We start from the raw sequence: 21164 nt of genomic DNA, 5'->3' as shown, positions 1-21164 counted from the left end.
GACCCGCCGGCCGGCCCGGTGGACGGCGCTCACCCCCGGACCTGGGATGGCTCTCACCACACCGGCCCCGGCACAACCCGCCCGCCGCGTGACCAGCCCGCTCATAACCGGCACCGGATCGGGCGCCCGGGCCGCGGGCCAGTTGTTCATGCGGCCCCCGATCCACCATGATGATCGCGGCAGGCGCAGCCGTCGGTCACTCGATCGTGCGGTGAATGCGCGGTGAACGGCCGCATCCGGCGATCCGATAGCCTCTGCCGACGTGCCACCCAGCCCCTCCGGGCGCCAGGTGTGCCACGCCCGCTGCCCGGGTAGTTCGTATCGAATGCGGATTGACTGCGAACCGACCCGTGCTGCCTTGTCAGCATCCAAGGAGTGAGTTCGTCTGTCGACCGCCATCCTCACCGGTCCGCCGGTCGCCGGGTCGCCGCTCGAAGCCGACCTGCGCGCGCTGGGCTTTGACGTCCGCACGGCGAACGATCCTTCATCCGCCGCCGAGCTGATCGCCGCCGTGCCCGCGCAGGAGCGGATCGCCGTCGTCGACCCCCGCTTCGTCGGCCATCTGCACGCGCTGCGGCTCGCGCTGACCGACCCCCGCTTCCCGGCGGCGGCCGTGCCGGGCGCGCTCACCGTGCAGCCCGCGGCACGCCCCGCGCTGGCCAGGGCGCTCGGCCGGATCCCGGTCGGGGCCGGCACCGCCCACCTCACGGACGTGCTGACCGAGACGCTCACCGAATCCCTGGACCGCGACGACATCGGACTGCACCGCGTCGAGCCGGGCACCCTGGTCGCCACCGTCGCCCTGACCCCCGCCCAGCGCGAGGAGGCACGGGAGGCCGTCGCGGCCGTCGACGACGAGGCGGTACGGCTGCGCACCGCCGTGAAGTCCCGCGACGGGTTCTTCACGACCTTCTGCATCAGCCCGTACTCCCGCTACCTCGCCCGCTGGTGCGCACGCCGCGGGCTCACCCCCAATCAGGTCACCACCGCGTCGCTGCTCACCGCGCTGATAGCGGCCGGCTGCGCGGCCACCGGAACCCGCGGCGGCTTCATCGCCGCCGGCTTCCTGCTGCTCTTCTCCTTCGTCCTGGACTGCACCGACGGGCAGCTCGCCCGCTACTCCCTTCAGTACTCGACGATGGGCGCCTGGCTGGACGCCACCTTCGACCGGGCCAAGGAGTACGCGTACTACGCGGGCCTCGCCCTGGGCGCGGCCCGCGGCGGCGATGACGTCTGGGCGCTGGCGCTCGGCGCGATGGTGCTCCAGACCTGCCGGCATGTGGTCGACTTCTCGTTCAACGAGGCGAACCACGACGCCACGGGCAACACCAGCCCCACCGCCGCCCTCTCCGACAAGCTCGACAGCGTCGGCTGGACGGTCTGGGTACGCCGGATGATCGTGCTGCCCATCGGCGAGCGCTGGGCCATGATCGCGGTGCTCACCGCGCTGACCACCCCGCGCATCGTCTTCTACGCCCTGCTCATCGGCTGTGCGCTGGCCGCCACCTACACCACGGCAGGACGGGTGCTGCGCTCGCTGACCCGGCGGGCCCGCCGTACCGACCGCGCCGCCCTGGCGCTGGCCGACCTCGCCGACTCCGGCCCACTCGCCGAGCTGATCGCCGGCAGTGCGCGGGGCCGCGGCCGGACCGGTTCCTACCTCGCCCCCGTTATGGCGTTTCTCTCGGCCGCGGTGCTGCTGGTCTGGGTGATCTTCGAGGACGACCCCTCGTCCTGGCTCACCGTCGGCGTCGCCGTCTGCTCCGCACTGCTGGCCGGAGCGGCCGTGTCCCGGCCGCTCAAGGGCGCCCTCGACTGGCTCGTACCGCCCTTCTTCCGGGCCGGCGAGTACGTCACGATCCTGGTGCTGGCCGCCCGCGCGGACGTCCCCGGGGCGCTGCCCGCCGCGTTCGGGCTGGTCGCGGCGGTCGCCTACCATCACTACGACACCGTCTACCGCATCCGCGGTGGCACCGGAGCCCCGCCCCGGTGGCTGGTCCGGGCGACCGGCGGACATGAGGGACGGATCCTTGCGATCACCGTCCTCGCCGCCGCACTGTCCCCCTCAGGTTTCACAATCGCGCTGACCGCGCTTGCCGTGGTCCTTGCGCTGCTGGTGCTCATCGAGAGCATCCGCTTCTGGGTGTCCTCCCAAGCACCCGCCGTACACGATGAAGGAGAACCCGCATGATCGGCCTCGTGCTGGCTGCCGGCGCCGGACGGCGTCTGCGTCCCTACACCGACACCCTGCCCAAGGCTCTGGTGCCGGTCGACGGCGACACCACCATCCTCGACCTGACCCTCGGCAACTTCGCCGAGATCGGCCTGACCGAGGTCGCGATCATCGTCGGTTACCGCAAGGAGGCCGTGTACGAGCGCAAGGAGGCCCTGGAGCAGAAGTACGGCCTCAAGCTCACTCTGATCGACAACGACAAGGCCGAGGAGTGGAACAACGCCTACTCCCTGTGGTGCGGCCGTGACGCCCTCAAGCACGATGTGATCCTCGCCAACGGCGACACCGTGCACCCGGTCTCCGTCGAGAAGACCCTGCTCGCCGCGCGCGGCAACGGCCAGAAGATCATCCTCGCGCTGGACACCGTCAAGCAGCTCGCCGACGAGGAGATGAAGGTCGTCGTGGACCCCGCCAAGGGCGTCCAGAAGATCACCAAGCTGATGGACCCGGCCGAGGCGACCGGTGAGTACATCGGCGTCACCCTCATCGAGGGCTCCGCCGCCGAGGAGCTGGCCGACGCCCTGAAGACCACCTTCGAGCGGGACCCCGACCTCTACTACGAGGACGGCTACCAGGAGCTCGTCAACCGCGGCTTCAAGGTGGATGTGGCCCCCATCGGCGACGTCAAGTGGGTCGAGATCGACAACCACGACGACCTGGCGAAGGGCCGTGACATCGCATGCCAGTACTGACCCGCCTCATTCCGTCCCCGGTCGTCGTTGACATCAACGCCGGCGCCCTGGACGACCTGGCGGGCCTGCTGGCCGATCAGCGCATCTCCGCCTCCGGGAAGCTCGCCATCGCGATCAGCGGCGGCTCGGGAGCCCGGTTGCGTGAGCGGCTGTCGCCCGCGCTGCCCGGCGCCGAGTGGTACGAGGTCGGCGGCGGCACCCTGGACGACGCGATCAAGCTCGCCGACGCCATGAAGAAGGGGCACTACGACGCGGTCGTGGGCCTCGGCGGCGGCAAGATCATCGACTGTGCCAAGTTCGCCGCGGCGCGCATCGGCCTGCCGCTGGTCGCCGTTGCGACGAACCTGTCGCACGACGGGCTGTGCTCGCCGGTCGCCACGCTCGACAACGACGCAGGCCGTGGCTCGTACGGTGTGCCGAACCCGATCGCCGTGGTGATCGACCTCGACATCATCCGCGAGGCCCCGGTCCGGTTCGTCCGCTCCGGTATCGGCGACGCGATCTCCAACATCTCCGCGGTCGCGGACTGGGAGCTCTCGCACCGCGAGACCGGTGAGGGGATCGACGGGCTGGCCGCCGCCATGGCGCGCCAGGCCGGCGAGGCGGTGCTGCGGCACCCCGGCGGCGTCGGTGACGACGGCTTCCTTCAGGTGCTGGCCGAGGGCCTGGTCCTCACCGGTATCTCGATGTCGGTGGCCGGCGACAGCCGCCCGGCGTCCGGTGCCTGCCACGAGATCAACCACGCCCTGGACATCCTCTACCCCAAGCGCGCCGCGAGCCACGGTGAGCAGTGCGGACTGGGTGCCGCCTTCGCCACGCATCTGCGCGGGGACAAGGAGACCAGGGACCTGATGGTCGAGGTGCTGCGCCGGCACGGCCTGCCGGTCACGCCGGGTGAGATCGGCTTCACCGACGAGGAATTCGTCGAGGCCGTCGCGTACGCACCCAAGACCCGGCCCGGGCGCTACACCATCCTGGAGCACCTCGACCTGTCCATCGACCAGATCAGGGACGCATACGCCGACTATGCAGAAGCCATCGGTAGCTGAGCTCCGGCCGGTCGTTCACCCCCCGGGGGTGAAGGACCGGCGGAGCGGCGAGCACTGGGCCGGCCGGCTCTACATGCGCGAGATCTCCTTGCGTATCGACCGGCACCTGGTGAACACGCGGGTCACGCCCAACCAGCTGACCTACCTGATGACCGTCTTCGGTGTCCTCGCCGCGCCGGCGCTGCTGGTGCCGGGGATCGCGGGCGCCGTGCTCGGCGTGCTGATGGTCCAGCTCTACCTGCTGCTCGACTGCGTCGACGGCGAGATCGCCCGCTGGAAGAAGCAGTTCTCGCTGGGCGGTGTGTACCTGGACCGGGTCGGCGCGTACCTGTGCGACGCCGCGGTCCTGGTCGGCTTCGGTCTGCGGGCCGCCGACCTGTGGGGCTCCGGGCGGATCGACTGGCTGTGGGCCTTCCTCGGCACCCTCGCCGCTCTCGGCGCCATTCTGATCAAGGCCGAGACCGATCTCGTCGGTGTGGCCCGCCACCAGGGCGGGCTGCCGCCGGTGAAGGAGGCGGCGTCCGAGCCGCGCTCGTCCGGAATGGCGCTGGCCCGCAAGGCCGCCGCGGCGCTGAAGTTCCACCGGCTCGTGCTCGGGGTCGAGGCGTCCCTGCTGATCCTGGGCCTGGCGGTCCTGGACACGGTCAGGGGCGACCTGTTCTTCTCGCGCCTGGGCGTCGCGGTGCTCGCCGGTATCGCGGTCCTCCAGACGCTGCTCCACCTCGTGTCCATCCTCGCTTCCAGCAGGCTCAAATGACGGGGGCGGACCGGATGCGCGTCGGTGCGGTTGTCATCACCATGGGCAACCGCCCCGACGAGCTGCGCGCGCTGCTGGACTCGGTGGCCAAGCAGGACGGCGACCCGATCGAGATCGCCGTGGTCGGCAACGGTTCGCCGCTGCCCGAGCTGCCCGAAGGCGTACGGACCGTCGAGCTGCCGGAGAACGTCGGCATCCCGGCCGGCCGCAACGTCGGTATCGAGGCCTTCGGGCCCGGCGGCAGCGACGTCGACATCCTGCTGTTCCTGGACGACGACGGGCTGCTGGCCAGGGAGGACACCGCCGAGCTGTGCCGTGAGGCGTTCGCGAAGGACCCCGAGCTCGGGATCGTCAGCTTCCGGATCGCCGACCCGGACACCGGCGAGACCCAGCGCCGGCACGTACCCAGGCTGCGCGCCTCCGACCCGATGCGCTCCTCGCGGGTGACCACCTTCCTCGGTGGCGCCAATGCGGTGCGTACCAAGGTCTTCGCGGAGGTCGGCGGGCTGCCGGACGACTTCTTCTACGCCCACGAGGAGACCGACCTGGCCTGGCGGGCGCTGGACGCCGGCTGGCTGATCGACTACCGGTCGGACATGGTCCTCTTCCATCCGACGACGGCCCCGGCCCGGCATGCGGTCTACCACCGGATGGTGGCCCGCAACCGTGTCTGGCTGGCCCGGCGCAACCTCCCTGCCCTGCTGGTTCCGGTCTATCTCGGTGTCTGGTTTCTGCTCACCCTTGCCCGCCGGCCGTCGAGGCCGGCGCTGCGGGCCTGGCTGGGCGGCTTCAAGGAGGGCTGGGTCACCCCGTGCGGTCCCAGGCGCCCCATGAAGTGGGCTACCGTTTGGCGACTGACCCGACTGGGCCGCCCTCCCGTCATCTGACAAGCTCGTATCTGAGAGCATCAGCGCGAACCGGGGCGTGGCCCCGGCAGCGCACCTTGAGGACGAAAGTGTCAACTGTGAGCGAGACCACGCACGACAGTGCGGTCGCCATGAGTGCCCCGCCAGCTTCCGACGAAGGGCTCTCGCCTGCCCAGCGGGCCGAGAAGTACGGGCTCGCGCAGAGCGGGGCCCGGCCCGGCCTCCCGGAGTACGTCCGGCAGCTGTGGCACCGGCGGCATTTCATCTCCGCCTTCGCCAGCGCCAAGCTGACGGCGCAGTACAGCCAGGCCAAGCTGGGACAGGTCTGGCAGGTGGCCACGCCCCTGCTGAACGCGCTCGTCTACTACCTCATCTTCGGCCTGCTGATCGGCACGAGGAACGGCGTCCCCGACTTCGTGCCGTTCCTGGTGACCGGCGTCTTCATCTTCACCTTCACCCAGAGCTCGGTGATGGCCGGCACGAAGTCGATCTCGGGGAACCTGGGTCTGGTGCGCGCGCTGCACTTCCCGCGGGCCTGTCTGCCGGTCTCGTTCTGCCTGATGCAGTTGCAGCAGCTGGTGTTCTCCATGGGGGTGCTGCTGCTCATCCTGCTGGGCTTCGGGCAGATGCCCACCTGGTCGTGGCTGCTGGTGATCCCGGCGCTGGCGTTGCAGTTCATGTTCAACACCGGACTGGCGATGGTCATGGCGCGTCTGGGCTCCAAGACGCCGGACCTGGCGCAGCTGATGCCGTTCATCATGCGGACGTGGATGTATGCGTCCGGCGTGATGTTCAGCATCGACGTGATCCTCAAGGGCAAGGACGTCCCCGCGTTCGTGGAGTTCCTGCTCGACGCCAACCCGGCCGCCCTCTACATCGACCTGATGCGCTTCGCCCTGATCGACAGCTTCACACTGGACAAGCTGCCGCACGAATGGTGGGCGTGGGCGTGGGCCGGCGGCTGGGCGCTGCTGATGGGCGTCGTCGGCTTTGTGTACTTCTGGAAGGCTGAGGAGCGGTACGGACGTGGCTGAGCAGAACAACGGCGTCCAGCCGACGCAGGCCGCCCAGGAGCGGATCCCGACCGTCATCGCGGACGATCTGCACATCGTCTACCGCGTCTACGGCACCGGTGCGGGCAAGGGCAGCGCCACCGCGGCGCTCAACCGCATCATCCGCCGCAAGCCCTCCAGCGGTGTGCGCGAGGTGCACGCGGTCAAGGGCGTGTCCTTCACCGCCTACCGCGGTGAGTCGATCGGTCTGATCGGCTCGAACGGCTCGGGCAAGTCGACCCTGCTCAAGGCGGTCGCCGGGCTGCTGCCCGCCGAGCGCGGCAAGGTCTACACCCACGGCCAGCCCTCCCTGCTGGGCGTCAACGCGGCCCTGATGAACGACCTGACCGGCGAGAGGAATGTCATCCTCGGCGGTCTGGCCATGGGCATGTCCCGTGAGCAGGTCCGTGAGCGTTACGACGGCATCGTCGACTTCTCCGGCATCAACGAGAAGGGCGACTTCATCTCGCTGCCGATGCGCACCTACTCCTCCGGGATGGCCGCCCGGCTGCGGTTCTCCATCGCCGCGGCCAAGGACCACGACGTGCTGATGATCGACGAGGCACTGGCCACCGGCGACCGCAGCTTCCAGAAGCGGTCCGAGGCCCGCATCCGCGAACTGCGCAAGGAAGCCGGCACGGTCTTCCTGGTCAGCCACAACAACAAGTCCATCCGCGACACCTGCGACCGGGTGCTGTGGCTGGAACGCGGTGAACTGCTGATGGACGGCCCCACCGACGAGGTCATCAAGGCCTACGAGAAGGAGACGGGCAAGTAGCCCAGCTCGCACCGGAAGGCCTCCGCGACCGCCTCGCGGAGGCCTTCAACGGTTGAATTGCGGTCAACTCCACGGGAGCCGGGGACAGTTCGGACGGAAGTGGATGTTGACCGGATCGTGGCCGCGGGCTGCGGTACCCGCTCGGAGGCGGGCGAGATGTACGGCGTAAGCTGTACGGGTACCGAACAGCATAAGTGGTATAAATCGGGCGATACTCACCCAAGAGGGCGATGAAGGCTCGATTGCGGCGCGTCGTCAGCTGCGGCGTGTCCGAAATAGGATGTTTTAGCTTGGCGGTGTAGAACGGGAGACGTGACGGCAATGGCTACTGGTTCGCTCCGGCACCGAAATGCGCCGGGCAGCCCCCGGTGAGCCGAGACAACGAGCGGGCGCGTCGCGCCTTCCTCCGAAGGGTGGCGGCGGGTGACGGGCGGGACCAGACGCGCACCGTGCTCGACCAGGCCGCACACGAGAACTTCCCGGTCGCGCCGTTCTTCCTGCCCCGCGCCTGGCGGGACGATCTGATGGCCGTCTACGGATTCGCCCGGCTCGTCGACGACATCGGCGACGGCGATCTCGCGCCCGGCGGCGGTGATGCCGTACTCCTCGGACTCGACCGCGCACAGTACGACGACCGTCCCGCGCTGCTGGACGCCCTGGAGGCGGACCTGCACCGCGTCTTCAGCGACCGCGCCCCCGGCCCCAAGCATCCGCTGATGCGCCGGCTCGGGCCGACCGTCCGCCGCTGTGAGCTGAGCCCCGAGCCGTTCCTCGGCCTGATCGAGGCCAACCGCCAGGACCAGCGGGTCAGCCGCTACACCACCTACGACGACCTGGTCGCCTACTGCGAGCTGTCCGCCAACCCCGTGGGCCGGCTCGTCCTCGGCATCACCGGCACCTCGTCCCCCGAGCGGATCCGGCGTTCCGACGCGGTCTGTACCGCCCTGCAAATCATCGAACACCTCCAGGACGTGGCCGAGGACCTCGGGCGCGACCGCATCTACCTTCCCGCCGAGGACATGAAACGCTTCGGCGTCACAGAGGCCGATCTGGCCGCCCCGAGCGGGGGCGCATCGGTGCGCGCGCTGATCGCCTACGAGGCCGAACGCGCCGGTGAGCTGCTGAATGAGGGCACCCCGCTGGTGGGTAGCGTCCACGGCAGACTCAAGCTTCTGCTGGCCGGTTTTGTCGCCGGCGGACGCGCCGCACTCCAGGCGGTCGCGGCCGCCGAACACGACGTACTCCCCGGACCGCCCAAGCCGACCAAGCTCAGCCTGCTGCGCGCGGTGGGGTCGACACTGCGAAGAGAGGGGTGAGTCGGACCGTGGAGGCAACCGCACACGTGTCCGCGCCGGTGCTCGCTGCGTACCGCTACTGCGAGGCCATCACCGGGCAGCAGGCACGAAACTTCGCCTACGGCATCCGGCTGCTGCCGACCGACCGGCGACACGCCATGTCGGCGCTCTACGCCTTCTCCCGCCGGGTCGACGACATCGGCGACGGCAATCTGGAGACCGCGGCCAAGCAGCAGCGCCTGGAGGACACCCGGGCGGTGCTGGCCCGCATCAAGGACGGCCGGATCGACGAGGACGACACCGACCCGGTGGCCGTCGCGCTCGCCGACGCCGCCCGGCGCTTCCCCATCCCGCTCGATGCGCTGGACGAGCTGATCGACGGTGTGCTGGCGGATGTGCGCGGCGAGACCTATGAGACCTGGGACGACCTCAAGGTCTACTGCCGCTGCGTCGCCGGCGCCATCGGCCGGCTCTCGCTGGGCGTCTTCGGCACCGTACCGGGGGCACCGGACGCCGAGCGCGCCGCCGAGTACGCAGACACCCTCGGCCTCGCCCTCCAACTCACCAATATTCTCCGGGACGTTCGTGAGGACGCCGACAACGGCCGGACCTACCTCCCCGCGGAGGACCTGGCCAAATTCGGCTGCTCGGCCGGTTTCGACGGCCCGGTCCCGCCCGCCGGCTCGGACTTCACCGGACTGGTGCACTTCGAGGCCAACCGCGCCCGCGCGCTGTTCGCCGAGGGCTTCCGGTTGCTGCCGATGCTCGACCGGCGCAGCGGCGCCTGCGTGGCCGCGATGGCCGGTATCTACCACCGGTTGCTCACCCGGATCGCCGCCGACCCCGAGGCGGTGCTGCGCGGCCGGGTCTCGCTGCCCGGCCGGGAGAAGGCGTTCGTCGCGGTGCGCGGACTGTCCGGACTCGACGCACGGGCGATCGGCCGCCGGCAGGCCGTCAGGAGGCGCGGATGATCAGCCGGGCCGCGCACGACAGTGGTGACCCCGCGTCACCAGGGCGGGCAACCCTCCCCCGGGTGGCTGCGTCCATGAATCACGTACGGGGGGAGAGCACATGACATCGCACGCCACCACCGCGGTGGTCATCGGGGGCGGACTCGCGGGCACCACCGCGGCGCTCGCGCTGGCCGACGCGGGGCTGCGGGTCACGCTCGTCGAAGGCCGGCCGCGGCTGGGCGGACTGGTCTTCTCCTTCCGCCGCGACAGCGCCGTCGGCGCGCTGAGCGTCGACAACGGCCAGCACGTCCATCTGCGCTGCTGCACCGCGTACGACCGGCTGCTGGAGCGGCTGGACGCGCGCCATCTGGTCCCGCTCCAGGAGCGCATGGACGTACCGGTCCTGGACGCCGACCGGATGCGGCTCGGCCGGCTGCGCCGCACCGCCGCGCCGGTCCCGCTGCACCTGGCCAGGAGCCTCGCCGGCTATCCGCATCTGTCACCGGCCGAGCGGGCCGGCGTCGTGCGCGCCACCCTCGCACTCAAGCGGCTCGACCCCGCCGACCCCGCGCTGGACGGTGTCGACTTCGCCGGCTGGCTGCGCCGTTACGGCCAGTCGTCCCGCGCCGTCGAGGCGCTGTGGGACCTGGTCGGCATCGCCACCCTCAACGCCCGGGCCGCCGACGCCTCACTGGGCCTGGCCGCCAAGGTCTTCAAGACCGGGCTGCTGTCCGCCCCGGGCGCCGCCGACATCGGCTGGTCCCGCGTCCCCCTCGGCGATGTCCACGACACCCTCGCGCGCACCGCGCTGGAGAAGGCCGGGGTACGCCTCGCCCTGCGGACCCGCGCCACCGCGCTCGACCGCGGCGACGACGGCTGGCAGGTCTCGGTGGAGAACGGCCCGCACGGCACCGAGAAGCTGACCGCCGGCACCGTCGTCCTGGCCGTACCGCAGCGCGAGACGCACGGTCTGCTGCCCGACGGGGCGGTGGCGGCCAAGGACCGGCTGCTGGACATCGGCACCGCCCCGATCCTCAACCTCCATGTCGTCTACGACCGCAGGGTGCTGCGGCGTCCCTTCTTCGCCGCGGTCGGCTCGCCCGTCCAGTGGGTCTTCGACCGCACCGACGCCTCCGGGCTGACCCGCCTCGCCGGGAACGAGCGCTGCCAGTACCTGGCCGTCTCGCAGTCCGCCGCGCAGGAGGAGATCGACCAGCCGGTCGCCAAGCTGCGCGCCCGCTATCTGCCCGAGCTGGAGCGGCTGCTGCCCGCCGCCCGGGGCGCCAGGATCCTCGACTTCTTCGTCACCCGCGAGCGCACCGCGACCTTCGCGCCCGCCCCGGGCGTCGGCAGGCTCCGCCCCGCCGCCCGTACCAGAGCTCCCGGCCTGTACCTGGCCGGTGCGTGGACCGCCACCGGGTGGCCCGCGACCATGGAAAGCGCTGTTCGCAGCGGCACTGCCGCCGCTCGCGAGGCACTCATTGAACTCGGCTTCCCCCAGGGCCAGTTGCCTCAGGAGGCGGCATGACTACGAGTACGAGCGCTCGCACGAGCACGAGCATCGGAAACAGAGGAGAAACCGTGAATCCGGCTTCCCCAGCTATCGACACCGCGAGCGTCACCGCGCTGCTTGAGCGCGGACGGACACTCGCCACTCCCGTGCTGCGTGCCGCCGTCGACCGGCTCGCTCCTCCCATGGACACCGTCGCCGCCTACCACTTCGGCTGGATCGACGCCCAGGGCAACCCCAGCTCCGGCGACAGCGGCAAGGCCGTGCGGCCCGCGCTCGCCCTGCTGTCGGCCGAGGTCGCCGGCGCGGCCCCCGAGGTCGGCATCCCCGGCGCGGTCGCCGTCGAGCTGGTGCACAACTTCTCGCTGCTGCACGACGACCTCATGGACGGCGACGAGCAGCGCCGGCACCGCGACACGGTGTGGAAGGTGCACGGCCCCGCGCAGGCCATCCTCGTGGGCGACGCGCTGTTCGCGCTCGCCAACGAAATACTGCTGGAGCTCGGCACGGTGGACGCGGGCCGCGCCACCCGCCGGCTCACCCTGGCCACCCGCAAGCTGATCGACGGCCAGGCACAGGACATCTCCTACGAGCACCGCGAGCGGGTCACCGTCGAGGAGTGCCTGGAGATGGAGGGCAACAAGACCGGCGCGCTGCTGGCCTGCGCCGTCTCCATCGGTGCGGTCCTCGGCGGCGCCGACGACCGCACCGCGGACACCCTGGAGAAGTACGGCTACCACCTCGGCCTCGCCTTCCAGGCCGTGGATGATCTGCTGGGCATCTGGGGCGACCCGGAGGCCACCGGCAAGCAGACCTGGAGCGATCTGCGTCAGCGCAAGAAGTCGCTGCCGGTCGTCGCCGCGCTGGCGGCCGGCGGGCCGGCCTCCGAGCGGCTGGCCGAGATCCTGGCCGCCGACGCCAAGAAGAGCGAGACCGAGATCGCCGACTTCACCGAGGAGGAGTTCGCCTCCCGCGCGGCCCTCATCGAGGAGGCCGGCGGCCGTGAGTGGACCTCCCAGGAGGCCCGCCGCCAGCACGCCACCGCCATCGCGGCGCTGGACGAGATCGAGATGCCGGAGCAGGTCCGTGCCCAGCTGGTCGCCCTTGCGGACTTCGTCGTCGTACGACAGAGATGAGCACCATCGACACCGAATAGTTCGCAGTCGCCGGCCGGTGCCAGCCGGGCATCGGCCGACGGAATCCCTGAACACGCATTGACAGTTCACTGCAGAAGGGGAAGCCATGACAGCGACGACCGACGGAAGCACCGGGGCGCTGCCGCCCCGGGCCCCCTCGGCCAGCGATGCCACCGCTGAGACAACCGCATCGCCCGACAGCACACGGACCGCCGTACTCCACGACACGGCGGAGTCGGCCCGGCGCGCCGCCGCCCGCGCCACCGACTACCTGCTGTCCCTCCAGGACCCCGCCGGATGGTGGAAGGGCGACCTCGAGACCAACGTCACGATGGACGCCGAGGACCTGCTGCTCCGTCAGTTCCTGGGAATCCAGGACCCGGAGATCACCGAAGCAGCCGCGCGTCACATCCGCGGCCGACAGCGCACGGACGGCACCTGGGCCACCTTCTACGGCGGTCCCGGCGAACTCTCCGCCACCATCGAGGCCTATGTCGCCCTCCGGCTCGCCGGGGACGAGCCCGGCGCACCGCACATGGCCAGCGCCTCGGCCTGGATCCGCGAGCAGGGCGGGATGGCCGCGGCCCGGGTCTTCACCCGCATCTGGCTCGCCCTCTTCGGCTGGTGGAAGTGGGAAGACCTGCCCGAACTTCCGCCGGAAATCCTCTACTTGCCCAAGTGGTTCCCGCTCAACATCTATGACTTCGGGTGCTGGGCGCGGCAGACCATCGTGCCGCTGACCATCGTCTCGGCCAAACGCCCGGTGCGCCCGGCACCGTTCGCGCTCGACGAGCTGCACACCGATCCACGCAACCCCAACCCGCCGCGGCCACTCGCCCCCGCCACGAGCTGGGACGGCCTCTTCCAGCGCCTCGACAAGGCGCTGCACCTCTACCACAAGGTCGCACTGCGCGGACTGCGCGGCGCCGCGATGCGCTCCGCGGCCCGCTGGATCATCGAACGGCAGGAGAACGACGGCTGCTGGGGCGGCATCCAGCCCCCCGCCGTGTACTCCCTCATCGCCCTGCACCTCCTCGGCTACGACCTGGACCACCCCGTGCTGCGTACCGGCCTTGCGTCGCTGGACCGGTTCGCCGTATGGCGCGAGGGCCCCCCTGGGCCTGACGGCGGCCCGGAAGGCGCCCCCATCCGGATGATCGAGGCCTGCCAGTCCCCGGTCTGGGACACCTGTCTGGCCACCATCGCGCTCGCCGATGCCGGAGTGCCCGCCGACCACCCCCAGCTGCTCAAGGCGGCCGACTGGATGCTCGCCGAGCAGATCGGCCGGCCCGGCGACTGGAGCGTCAAACGCCCTCAACTCCCGTCCGGTGGCTGGGCGTTCGAGTTCGACAACGGCAACTACCCGGACATCGACGACACCGCGGAGGTGGTGCTGGCGCTGCGCCGGGTCAAGCACCCCGATCCGCAGCGGGTGGAGAGTGCGGTGCGCCGCGCGGTGCGCTGGAACCTCGGTATGCAGTCCAGGAACGGGGCCTGGGGCGCGTTCGACGTCGACAACACCAGCCCGTTCCCCAACCGCCTGCCGTTCTGCGACTTCGGTGAGGTCATCGACCCGCCGTCGGCCGATGTCACCGCCCATGTCGTCGAGATGCTGGCCGACGTCGGCCGTACGCACGACCCGCGCACCCGCCGTGGGATCGCCTGGCTGCTGGCCGAACAGGAGCCCAGCGGCGCCTGGTTCGGCCGCTGGGGCACCAACTACGTCTACGGCACCGGCTCGGTGCTCCCCGCGCTCGCCGCTGCCGGTGTCCCCGCCTCGCACCCGGCCGTGCGCCGGGCCGTGCGCTGGCTGGAGCGGGTGCAGAACGACGACGGCGGCTGGGGCGAGGACCAGCGGTCCTATCAGGACGCCGAGCGGTGGGCGGGCCGCGGTGCCTCGACCGCCTCCCAGACCGCCTGGGCGCTGATGGCGCTGCTCGCGGCAGGTGAGCGGGACGGGGAGGCGGTACGGCGCGGGGTGCGCTGGCTGACCGCGACCCAGCGCGAGGACGGCTCCTGGGATGAGCCGTACTTCACCGGTACGGGCTTCCCCTGGGACTTCTCCATCAACTACCACCTCTACCGTCAGGTCTTCCCGCTGACGGCCCTGGGGCGCTACCTCAACGGGGGACCGGCCGGCGCTGCGGTGGGGCACTGATGCCGAAGCGGCCACCCGCCGACGCGGAGCCACCGCTGCTGGTCGCCTGTGCGCTGGGCATCGAGCGGTTCGCGCTGCGCGGCGGCGGCCGCGCGGCGGCGGCCGGGGCCGGGCGTCCGGAGCTGGTCGTGCTCCGGACCGGCATGGGCCCCCAGGCGGCCGAACACGCACTGGCCGAAGCGCTGGGCGAGGGCGCGCCCACCGCGCGCTCCCCCGTGGTGGCCAGCGGCTTCTGCGCCGGCCTCGCCCCGGGCATGCGCCCCGGGGACGTGGTGGTGGCCGAGGCCACCCGCGACCACCGCCCCGGCGTCCCCGACGTGCCCTGCCGCGACAACGGCCCGCTGCTGCGCGCCCTGCGGGAGCGCGGCCTGACCGTGCACAGCGGGCTGCTGCGCGGCTCCGACCACGTCGTACGGGGCGCCGAGCGCGCCGAGCTGCATGCCGCCGGGGCGGTGGCGGTGGACATGGAGTCCGCCGCCACGCTCCGGGCGGCACAGCGCGCCGGCCGCCGTCCGGTTGCGGCCGTCCGGGTGGTCGTGGACGCTCCAGAACATGAACTCGTACGTATCGGCACCGTGCGCGGTGGAATATCGGCCTTCAAAGTTCTGCGCGCCGTATTGCCCGTTCTCTATGAATGGCACCGTTCTTTGCTGCTCCCCTGGAGGTGAGCCAGATGGCCATGCCGCTCCGTCAGTCCATCCGGGTCGGAACCTATCTTTTTGAACAGAAGATGATGCGCCGGCGTGAGAAATTCCCGCTCATTGTCGAGCTGGAACCGCTCTTCGCATGCAATCTGAAATGCGAGGGCTGCGGGAAGATCCAGCACCCAGCGGGTGTGCTCAAGCAGCGGATGCCGGTGGCGCAGGCGGTCGGGGCGGTGCTGGAGTCGGGGGCCCCGATGGTCTCCATCGCCGGCGGCGAGCCATTGATGCATCCGCAGATCGACGAAATCGTGCGGCAGTTGGTGGCGAAGCGGAAGTATGTCTTCCTCTGCACCAACGCCATGCTGCTGCGCAAGAAGATCGAGCAGTTCACCCCCTCGCCGTATTTCGCGTTCGCGGTGCACATCGACGGGATGCGCGAGCGGCACGACGAATCCGTCGCGAAGGAAGGCGTTTTCGACGAGGCAGTGGAGGCCATCAAGGAGGCCAAGCGCCGCGGCTTCCGGGTCACCACCAACTCCACCTTCTTCAACACCGACACCCCGCAGACCATCATCGAGGTCCTCAACTTCCTCAACGACGACCTCCAGGTCGACGAGATGATGCTCTCGCCCGCCTACGCCTACGAGAAGGCCCCCGACCAGGAACACTTCCTGGGCGTCGAGCAGACCCGGGAGCTGTTCAAGAAGGCCTTCGCCGGCGGCAACCGGCGCCGCTGGCGGCTCAACCACAGCCCGCTCTTCCTGGACTTCCTGGAGGGCAAGGCGGACTTCCCGTGCACCGCCTGGGCGATCCCCAACTACTCGCTGTTCGGCTGGCAGCGCCCCTGCTACCTGATGAGCGACGGTTACGTCCCCACGTACCGGGAGCTCATCGAGGAGACCGACTGGGACAAGTACGGCCGCGGTAAGGACCCGCGCTGCGCCAACTGCATGGCCCACTGCGGCTACGAGCCCACCGCCGTCCTGGCCACCATGGGCTCCCTCAGGGAATCCCTCCGGGCGGCCAAGGAGACCATCGCCGCCAACCGCGGATGACCCGATGAGAAGCGCCGGGGAGCCCGTCGTCCCGGGGCTCCCCGGCAGGCACGGTCAGCGAACGAGCAGAGGGGGACCGATCACCCATGACGCTGCTGGAACACATCAGGGAACCGCGCGACCTCAAGGCGCTCCCCGAGGCGCGCCTGCCCGAACTCACCGAGGAGATCCGGCACTTCCTCATCCAGGCCGTCGCCCGCACCGGCGGCCATCTGGGCCCGAACCTGGGCGTGGTCGAGCTGACCCTCGCCCTGCACCGGGTCTTCGACTCACCGGCCGACCGCATCCTGTGGGACACCGGCCACCAGTCGTATGTGCACAAGCTGCTGACCGGCCGGCAGGACTTCTCCAAGCTGCGGGCCAAGGGCGGTCTCTCCGGCTACCCCTCGCGGGCCGAGTCCGTGCACGACGTCATCGAGAACAGCCACGCCTCGACGGTGCTGGGCTGGGCCGACGGCCTGGCCAAGGCCAACCAGCTGCGCGGCAGGGACGGCCATGTCGTCGCCGTCATCGGTGACGGCGCGCTGACCGGCGGAATGGCCTGGGAGGCGCTGAACAACATCGCGGCCGCCAAGGACCGCCCGCTGGTCATCGTCGTCAACGACAACGAGCGCTCCTACGCGCCGACCATCGGCGGTCTGGCCAACCACCTGGCGACCCTGCGCACCACCGACGGCTACGAGCGCTTCCTGGCCCGCGGCAAGGACATCCTGGAGCGCACCCCGGTCGTCGGCAAGCCGCTCTACGAGACCCTGCACGGCGCCAAGAAGGGCCTGAAGGACTTCATCGCGCCCCAGGGCATGTTCGAGGACCTGGGCCTGAAGTACGTCGGACCGATCGACGGCCATGACATCGCCGCCGTCGAGTCGGCGCTGCGCCGCGCGGCGGGCTTCCACGGACCCGTGCTGGTGCACTGCCTGACCGAGAAGGGCCGCGGCTACCCGCCGGCCCTGGAGGACGAGGCCGACCACTTCCACACCGTCGGCGTGATGGACCCGCTGACCTGCGCACCCGCCACCCCGCCCGGCGCACCCTCGTGGACGTCCGTCTTCGGTGACGAAATGGTCCGCATCGGCGCCGAGCGCGAGGACGTCGTGGCCATCACGGCGGCGATGCTGCGCCCCGTCGGGCTGGGGAAGTTCGCCGAGGCCTACCCGGACCGGGTGTGGGACGTGGGCATCGCCGAACAGCACGCCGCGGTCTCCGCGGCCGGGCTGGCCACCGGCGGCCTCCACCCCGTCGTCGCGGTCTACGCCACCTTCCTCAACCGCGCCTTCGACCAGGTCCTGATGGACGTCGCGCTGCACAAGTGCGGGGTCACCTTCGTCCTGGACCGGGCCGGGGTCACCGGCACCGACGGTGCCTCGCACAACGGCATGTGGGACCTGTCGGTGCTCGGCGTCGTACCGGGGCTGCGGATCGCCGCACCGCGCGACGCCGACCAGCTCCGCGCCCAGCTGCGCGAGGCGCTGGACGTGTCCGACGCGCCGACCGTCATCCGTTTCCCCAAGGAGTCGGTGGACGACCCGGTCCCGGCCGTGGACCGGATCGGCGGCCTCGACGTGCTCCACCGCACCCCGCACCCGGACGTCCTGCTGATCGCGGTCGGGGCGATGGCCCTGGTGTGTCTGCGGGTGGCCGAGCTCCTCGCGGCGCGCGGCGTCGATGCGACGGTCGTCGATCCCCGCTGGGTCAAGCCGGTCGACGAGGCCATCCCGGCGCTCGCCGCGCAGCACGCCATGGTCGCCGTCGTCGAGGACAACAGCCGTAACGGCGGTATCGGCTGGGCGGTAGGGCAGGCGCTGCGGGACGCGGACGTCGATGTGCCGCTGCGCACCTTCGGCATCCCCGAGCAGTTCCTGCCGCACGCCCGGCGCGGTGAGCTGCTGGCCGACCTCGGCCTCACCCCGGCCGAGATCGCCGGCCGGATCAGCGCCGCGCTGGCCCGTAAGGAGGGCACCAGGTGACCGGATTCGATCTGACCAAGCTGCTCGCCGAGCGCGGCGATGAGCGCTACGACCTGCACGGCCGCCATCTCAACCACCAGCTGCCGCGGATGCTGCACACCATCGGCTTCGACAAGGTCTACGAGCGGGCCGAGGGCGCCTACTTCTGGGACCGCGAGGGCCAGGACTACCTGGACATGCTCGCCGGATTCGGTGTGATGGGCCTGGGCCGGCACCACCCGGTCGTCCGGCAGGCGCTGCACGACGTCCTGGACGCCGGTCTCGCCGATCTCACCCGGTTCGACTGCCCGCCGCTGCCCGGTCTGCTCGCCGAGCAGCTGCTGGGGCACGCGCCCCACCTGGACCGGGTGTTCTTCGGCAACAGCGGCACCGAGGCCGTCGAGACCGCCCTGAAGTTCGCCCGCTACGCCACCGGACGGCCGCGCATCGTCTACTGCACCCACGCCTTCCACGGCCTGACCACCGGCTCGCTCTCGGTCAACGGCGAGGACGGCTTCCGCGACGGCTTCGCGCCGCTGCTGCCGGACACCGCGATCGAGAACGGCGATCTGGCGGCGCTGGAGCGGGAGGTGAAGCGGGGCGACGTGGCGGCCTTCGTGGTCGAACCCATCCAGGGCAAGGGCGTACACCCCACTCCGCCCGGATTCCTGCGCGCCGCACAGGAGTTGCTGCACCGGCACAAGGCCCTGCTGATCGCCGACGAGGTCCAGACCGGCCTCGGCCGTACCGGCGACTTCTTCGCCTACCAGCACGAGGACGGCGTCGAACCGGACCTGGTGTGTGTGGCCAAGGCGCTGTCCGGCGGCTATGTCCCGGTCGGTGCGACCCTCGGCAAGGACTGGATCTTCAAGAAGGTCTACTCCTCCATGGACCGGGTGCTGGTGCACTCCGCCAGCTTCGGCTCCAACGCCCAGGCGATGGCGGCGGGCCTGGCGGTGCTCGCGGTGATGGCGGACGAGGAGATCGTGGCGAACGCCCGGCACACCGGCGAGCTGCTGCGCTCCCGGCTCGCCGCACTGATCGACCGGTACGAGCTGCTGCACGACGTACGGGGCCGCGGCCTGATGATCGGCATCGAGTTCGGCCGTCCCACGTCCCTCGGTCTGCGCAGCCGCTGGACGATGCTCCAGGCGGCCCGCAAGGGGCTGTTCGCGCAGATGGTGGTGGTCCCGCTGCTACAGCGGCACCGCATCCTGACCCAGGTCTCCGGTGACCGTCTGGAGGTCATTAAGCTGATTCCGCCGCTGATCATCGGCGAGCGGGAAGTGGACCGTTTCGTCGAGGCGTTCACGGCCGTCATGGACGACGCCCACGGGGGCGGCGGCCTGATGTGGGACTTCGGGCGGACGCTGGTCAAGCAGGCGGTCGCCAACCGCTGACAGTTGCTTACGGGGGATTGCGATGGTCGCCGCGACGACGGTACGGGCCGTGAACGGGATGACGGCCCGCTGGGCGCGGGAGACCGTGGGGGAGCAGGGCACCGTGCTGACCGCGGCGGGCGTCTGGCCGCTGCTGGCCCTGCTCGCCGGGCCGTCGGACGGACCGGCCCGTACGGAGCTGGCCGAGGCGCTCGGCATCGACCCCGAGCAGGCGGTACGCGCGGGCCGTGAGCTGATCGCCGCGCTGGACGCGGCGGACGGGGTCGACGCCGCGGTGGGGCTGTGGGCCCGGCGCACCCTGGCGCTGCACCCCGCATGGCTGGGCAGTCTGCCGCTCGACGCGCACGGTGAGCTCACCGCGGATCCGGCCGCGGACCAGGAGGCGTTGGACGCCTGGGCGCGCCGGCACACCGACGGGCTGATCGAGCAGATGCCGGTGCAGATCACCCCCGACATGCTGCTCGTCCTGGCCAGTGCGCTGCTGGTGCGGACGACCTGGGCGCAGCCGTTCCGGGCCTACCCGGTGCTGTGGGGCGAAGGGCCGTGGGCGGGCCGGGAGTTGTCGCTGCTGTCCCGCTCCGGACCGGATGTGGAGCAGGTACGGGTGCATCAGACCCCGGCCGGTCCGCTGACCGCCGTACGGGTCGAGGGCGACAACGGCCTGGACGTCCATCTGCTGCTGGGCGGGCCGGACACACCGGGCGGTGAGGTGCTGCGGCACGGTGTCGCGGCGCTGGCCGGCGGGTATCCGACGGTGTCCGGCGCGGCGCTGACCGATGGCGCGGGGCCGGGGCTGCGGGTGAGGACGGTGCCGAGCTACGACGGCGCCCCCTGCTTCGACCTCAGCACCGTCGGGTTCACCGTCGGCGCCGACCACGATCTGCTCAAGCGGGCCGACCTCTTCGGCCTGACCACCGCCTCCGACACGTCACGCGGCCACTTCCCGGGGGTCAGCGACACTCCGCTGGCGGTCTCGGCCGCCCGGCAGTCGGCGACCGCGACCTTCGGCCCGCTCGGCTTCCGGGCAGCGGCGGTCACGGTCATGCCGGTCGCCGCGGGCTCCGTCCCGCCGCCCCCGCCGTACCGGTCACTGGAGATCTCGGCCCGCTACGACCGGCCCTTCGGCTTCCTCGCGGTGCACCGGGCCTCTGGGCTGGTGCTGGTCGCGGGATGGGTCGTGGAGCCGTGACCCGGCGCTATTGGCGCCCGTAGGCCATCCACTTGCCGGGCTCCGCCAACGGGCGGAATCCGGCCTTCTCGTAGACCTCGTGCGCGTCGGCGGTCGCGAGCAGAATGCGCCGCACGTCGTAGGGCGCGAGGTGGTCACGGACCGCGGTGACCAGGCCCGTGCCGATCCCCTTACCGCGCGCCTCACGGGCGACATAGACATCGCAGAGCCAGGCGAAGGTGGCCCGGTCGGTGATCACCCGTGCGTAGGCGACCTGGGCGCCCGACGCGGTGTCGTAGGCGCCGAAGTTCAGCGAATCGGCGATCGCCTGGTCCTGCTTCTCCCGTGAACGACCCGCCGCCCAGTACGTGTCGGTGGACAGCCAGTGATGCACCAGGGCGGCGTCCAGGCGGGCGGGGTCGCTGGAGAACTCATAGTTGCCGATCATGGCGGGAGCCTGCCACAGGCCTAC

18 protein-coding genes are annotated in these 21164 nt (G+C 70.9%); 17 read left to right on the top strand and 1 reads right to left on the bottom strand.

What is annotated here, in order from left to right:
• The first annotated feature begins 385 nt into the window (after positions 1-385).
• From ACZ55A_RS07830 to ACZ55A_RS07750, 17 genes are all read left to right on the top strand, one after another.
• Positions 386-2191, top strand: coding sequence for a DUF5941 domain-containing protein (locus ACZ55A_RS07830; protein WP_468836607.1), 1806 nt, complete (start codon positions 386-388; stop codon positions 2189-2191).
• On the top strand, positions 2188-2925 hold the full coding sequence (locus ACZ55A_RS07825; RefSeq protein WP_468835850.1) for a phosphocholine cytidylyltransferase family protein: 738 nt from the start codon (positions 2188-2190) through the stop codon (positions 2923-2925). The genes ACZ55A_RS07830 and ACZ55A_RS07825 overlap by 4 nt, the downstream gene beginning before the upstream one ends.
• Positions 2913-3974 carry an iron-containing alcohol dehydrogenase family protein gene (locus ACZ55A_RS07820; RefSeq protein WP_468835848.1) on the top strand — a complete coding sequence of 354 codons (1062 nt, stop codon included), beginning with the start codon at positions 2913-2915 and terminating at the stop codon, positions 3972-3974. The genes ACZ55A_RS07825 and ACZ55A_RS07820 overlap by 13 nt, the downstream gene beginning before the upstream one ends.
• Positions 3952-4731, top strand: a complete 780-nt coding sequence (locus ACZ55A_RS07815; RefSeq protein WP_468835846.1) for a CDP-alcohol phosphatidyltransferase family protein — start codon at positions 3952-3954, stop codon at positions 4729-4731. Before ACZ55A_RS07820 ends, ACZ55A_RS07815 begins: the two co-directional genes overlap by 23 nt.
• A gap of 14 nt (positions 4732-4745) precedes the next feature.
• Complete coding sequence (locus tag ACZ55A_RS07810) at positions 4746-5618, top strand: glycosyltransferase family 2 protein (RefSeq protein ID WP_468836604.1); 873 nt, start codon at positions 4746-4748, stop codon at positions 5616-5618.
• Between the two features lie 77 nt (positions 5619-5695).
• Positions 5696-6631: an ABC transporter permease gene (locus ACZ55A_RS07805; RefSeq protein WP_468835844.1), complete on the top strand. Its 936-nt coding sequence runs from the start codon at positions 5696-5698 to the stop codon at positions 6629-6631.
• Entirely contained in the window at positions 6624-7427 is an 804-nt protein-coding gene (locus ACZ55A_RS07800) for an ABC transporter ATP-binding protein (RefSeq protein WP_468835842.1), read from the top strand. Before ACZ55A_RS07805 ends, ACZ55A_RS07800 begins: the two co-directional genes overlap by 8 nt.
• Before the next feature lie 449 nt (positions 7428-7876).
• Positions 7877-8743 carry a squalene synthase HpnC gene (gene hpnC, locus ACZ55A_RS07795; RefSeq protein WP_468836602.1) on the top strand — a complete coding sequence of 289 codons (867 nt, stop codon included), beginning with the start codon at positions 7877-7879 and terminating at the stop codon, positions 8741-8743.
• The gene (gene hpnD, locus ACZ55A_RS07790) at positions 8740-9693 is read left to right on the top strand and encodes a presqualene diphosphate synthase HpnD (protein ID WP_468835840.1); all 954 of its coding nucleotides are present in this window, start codon (positions 8740-8742) and stop codon (positions 9691-9693) included. The genes hpnC and hpnD overlap by 4 nt, the downstream gene beginning before the upstream one ends.
• A 100-nt stretch (positions 9694-9793) precedes the next feature.
• Complete coding sequence (gene hpnE / locus ACZ55A_RS07785) at positions 9794-11203, top strand: hydroxysqualene dehydroxylase HpnE (RefSeq protein ID WP_468835838.1); 1410 nt, start codon at positions 9794-9796, stop codon at positions 11201-11203.
• Positions 11204-11256: 53 nt separating this feature from the next.
• On the top strand, positions 11257-12321 hold the full coding sequence (locus ACZ55A_RS07780) for a polyprenyl synthetase family protein (protein WP_468835835.1): 1065 nt from the start codon (positions 11257-11259) through the stop codon (positions 12319-12321).
• A 106-nt stretch (positions 12322-12427) separates the two neighbouring features.
• On the top strand, positions 12428-14479 hold the full coding sequence (shc, locus tag ACZ55A_RS07775; protein WP_468835832.1) for a squalene--hopene cyclase: 2052 nt from the start codon (positions 12428-12430) through the stop codon (positions 14477-14479).
• Complete coding sequence (locus ACZ55A_RS07770) at positions 14479-15147, top strand: phosphorylase family protein (protein ID WP_468835829.1); 669 nt, start codon at positions 14479-14481, stop codon at positions 15145-15147. The genes shc and ACZ55A_RS07770 overlap by 1 nt, the downstream gene beginning before the upstream one ends.
• 5 nt (positions 15148-15152) lie before the next feature.
• A complete protein-coding gene (gene hpnH, locus ACZ55A_RS07765) occupies positions 15153-16178 on the top strand; it encodes an adenosyl-hopene transferase HpnH (protein ID WP_468835827.1) in 1026 nt (341 codons plus the stop codon).
• Positions 16179-16264: 86 nt separating this feature from the next.
• Entirely contained in the window at positions 16265-18145 is a 1881-nt protein-coding gene (dxs, locus tag ACZ55A_RS07760; protein WP_468835824.1) for a 1-deoxy-D-xylulose-5-phosphate synthase, read from the top strand.
• Positions 18142-19524, top strand: coding sequence for an aspartate aminotransferase family protein (locus ACZ55A_RS07755; protein ID WP_468835822.1), 1383 nt, complete (start codon positions 18142-18144; stop codon positions 19522-19524). Before dxs ends, ACZ55A_RS07755 begins: the two co-directional genes overlap by 4 nt.
• Positions 19525-19546: 22 nt before the next feature.
• Positions 19547-20713, top strand: a complete 1167-nt coding sequence (locus ACZ55A_RS07750) for a serpin family protein (RefSeq protein ID WP_468835820.1) — start codon at positions 19547-19549, stop codon at positions 20711-20713.
• A 7-nt stretch (positions 20714-20720) separates the two neighbouring features.
• Here the strand turns inward: ACZ55A_RS07750 and ACZ55A_RS07745 are convergent, their stop codons facing one another.
• Positions 20721-21140, bottom strand: coding sequence for a GNAT family N-acetyltransferase (locus ACZ55A_RS07745; RefSeq protein WP_468835817.1), 420 nt, complete (start codon positions 21138-21140; stop codon positions 20721-20723).
• Positions 21141-21164 lie beyond the last annotated feature (24 nt).

The organism is Streptomyces sp. NPDC034111 (genome assembly GCF_055575375.1).
The sequence above is the reverse complement of the archived record's forward strand: the minus strand, read 5'-3'. Positions and strand labels throughout refer to the sequence as shown.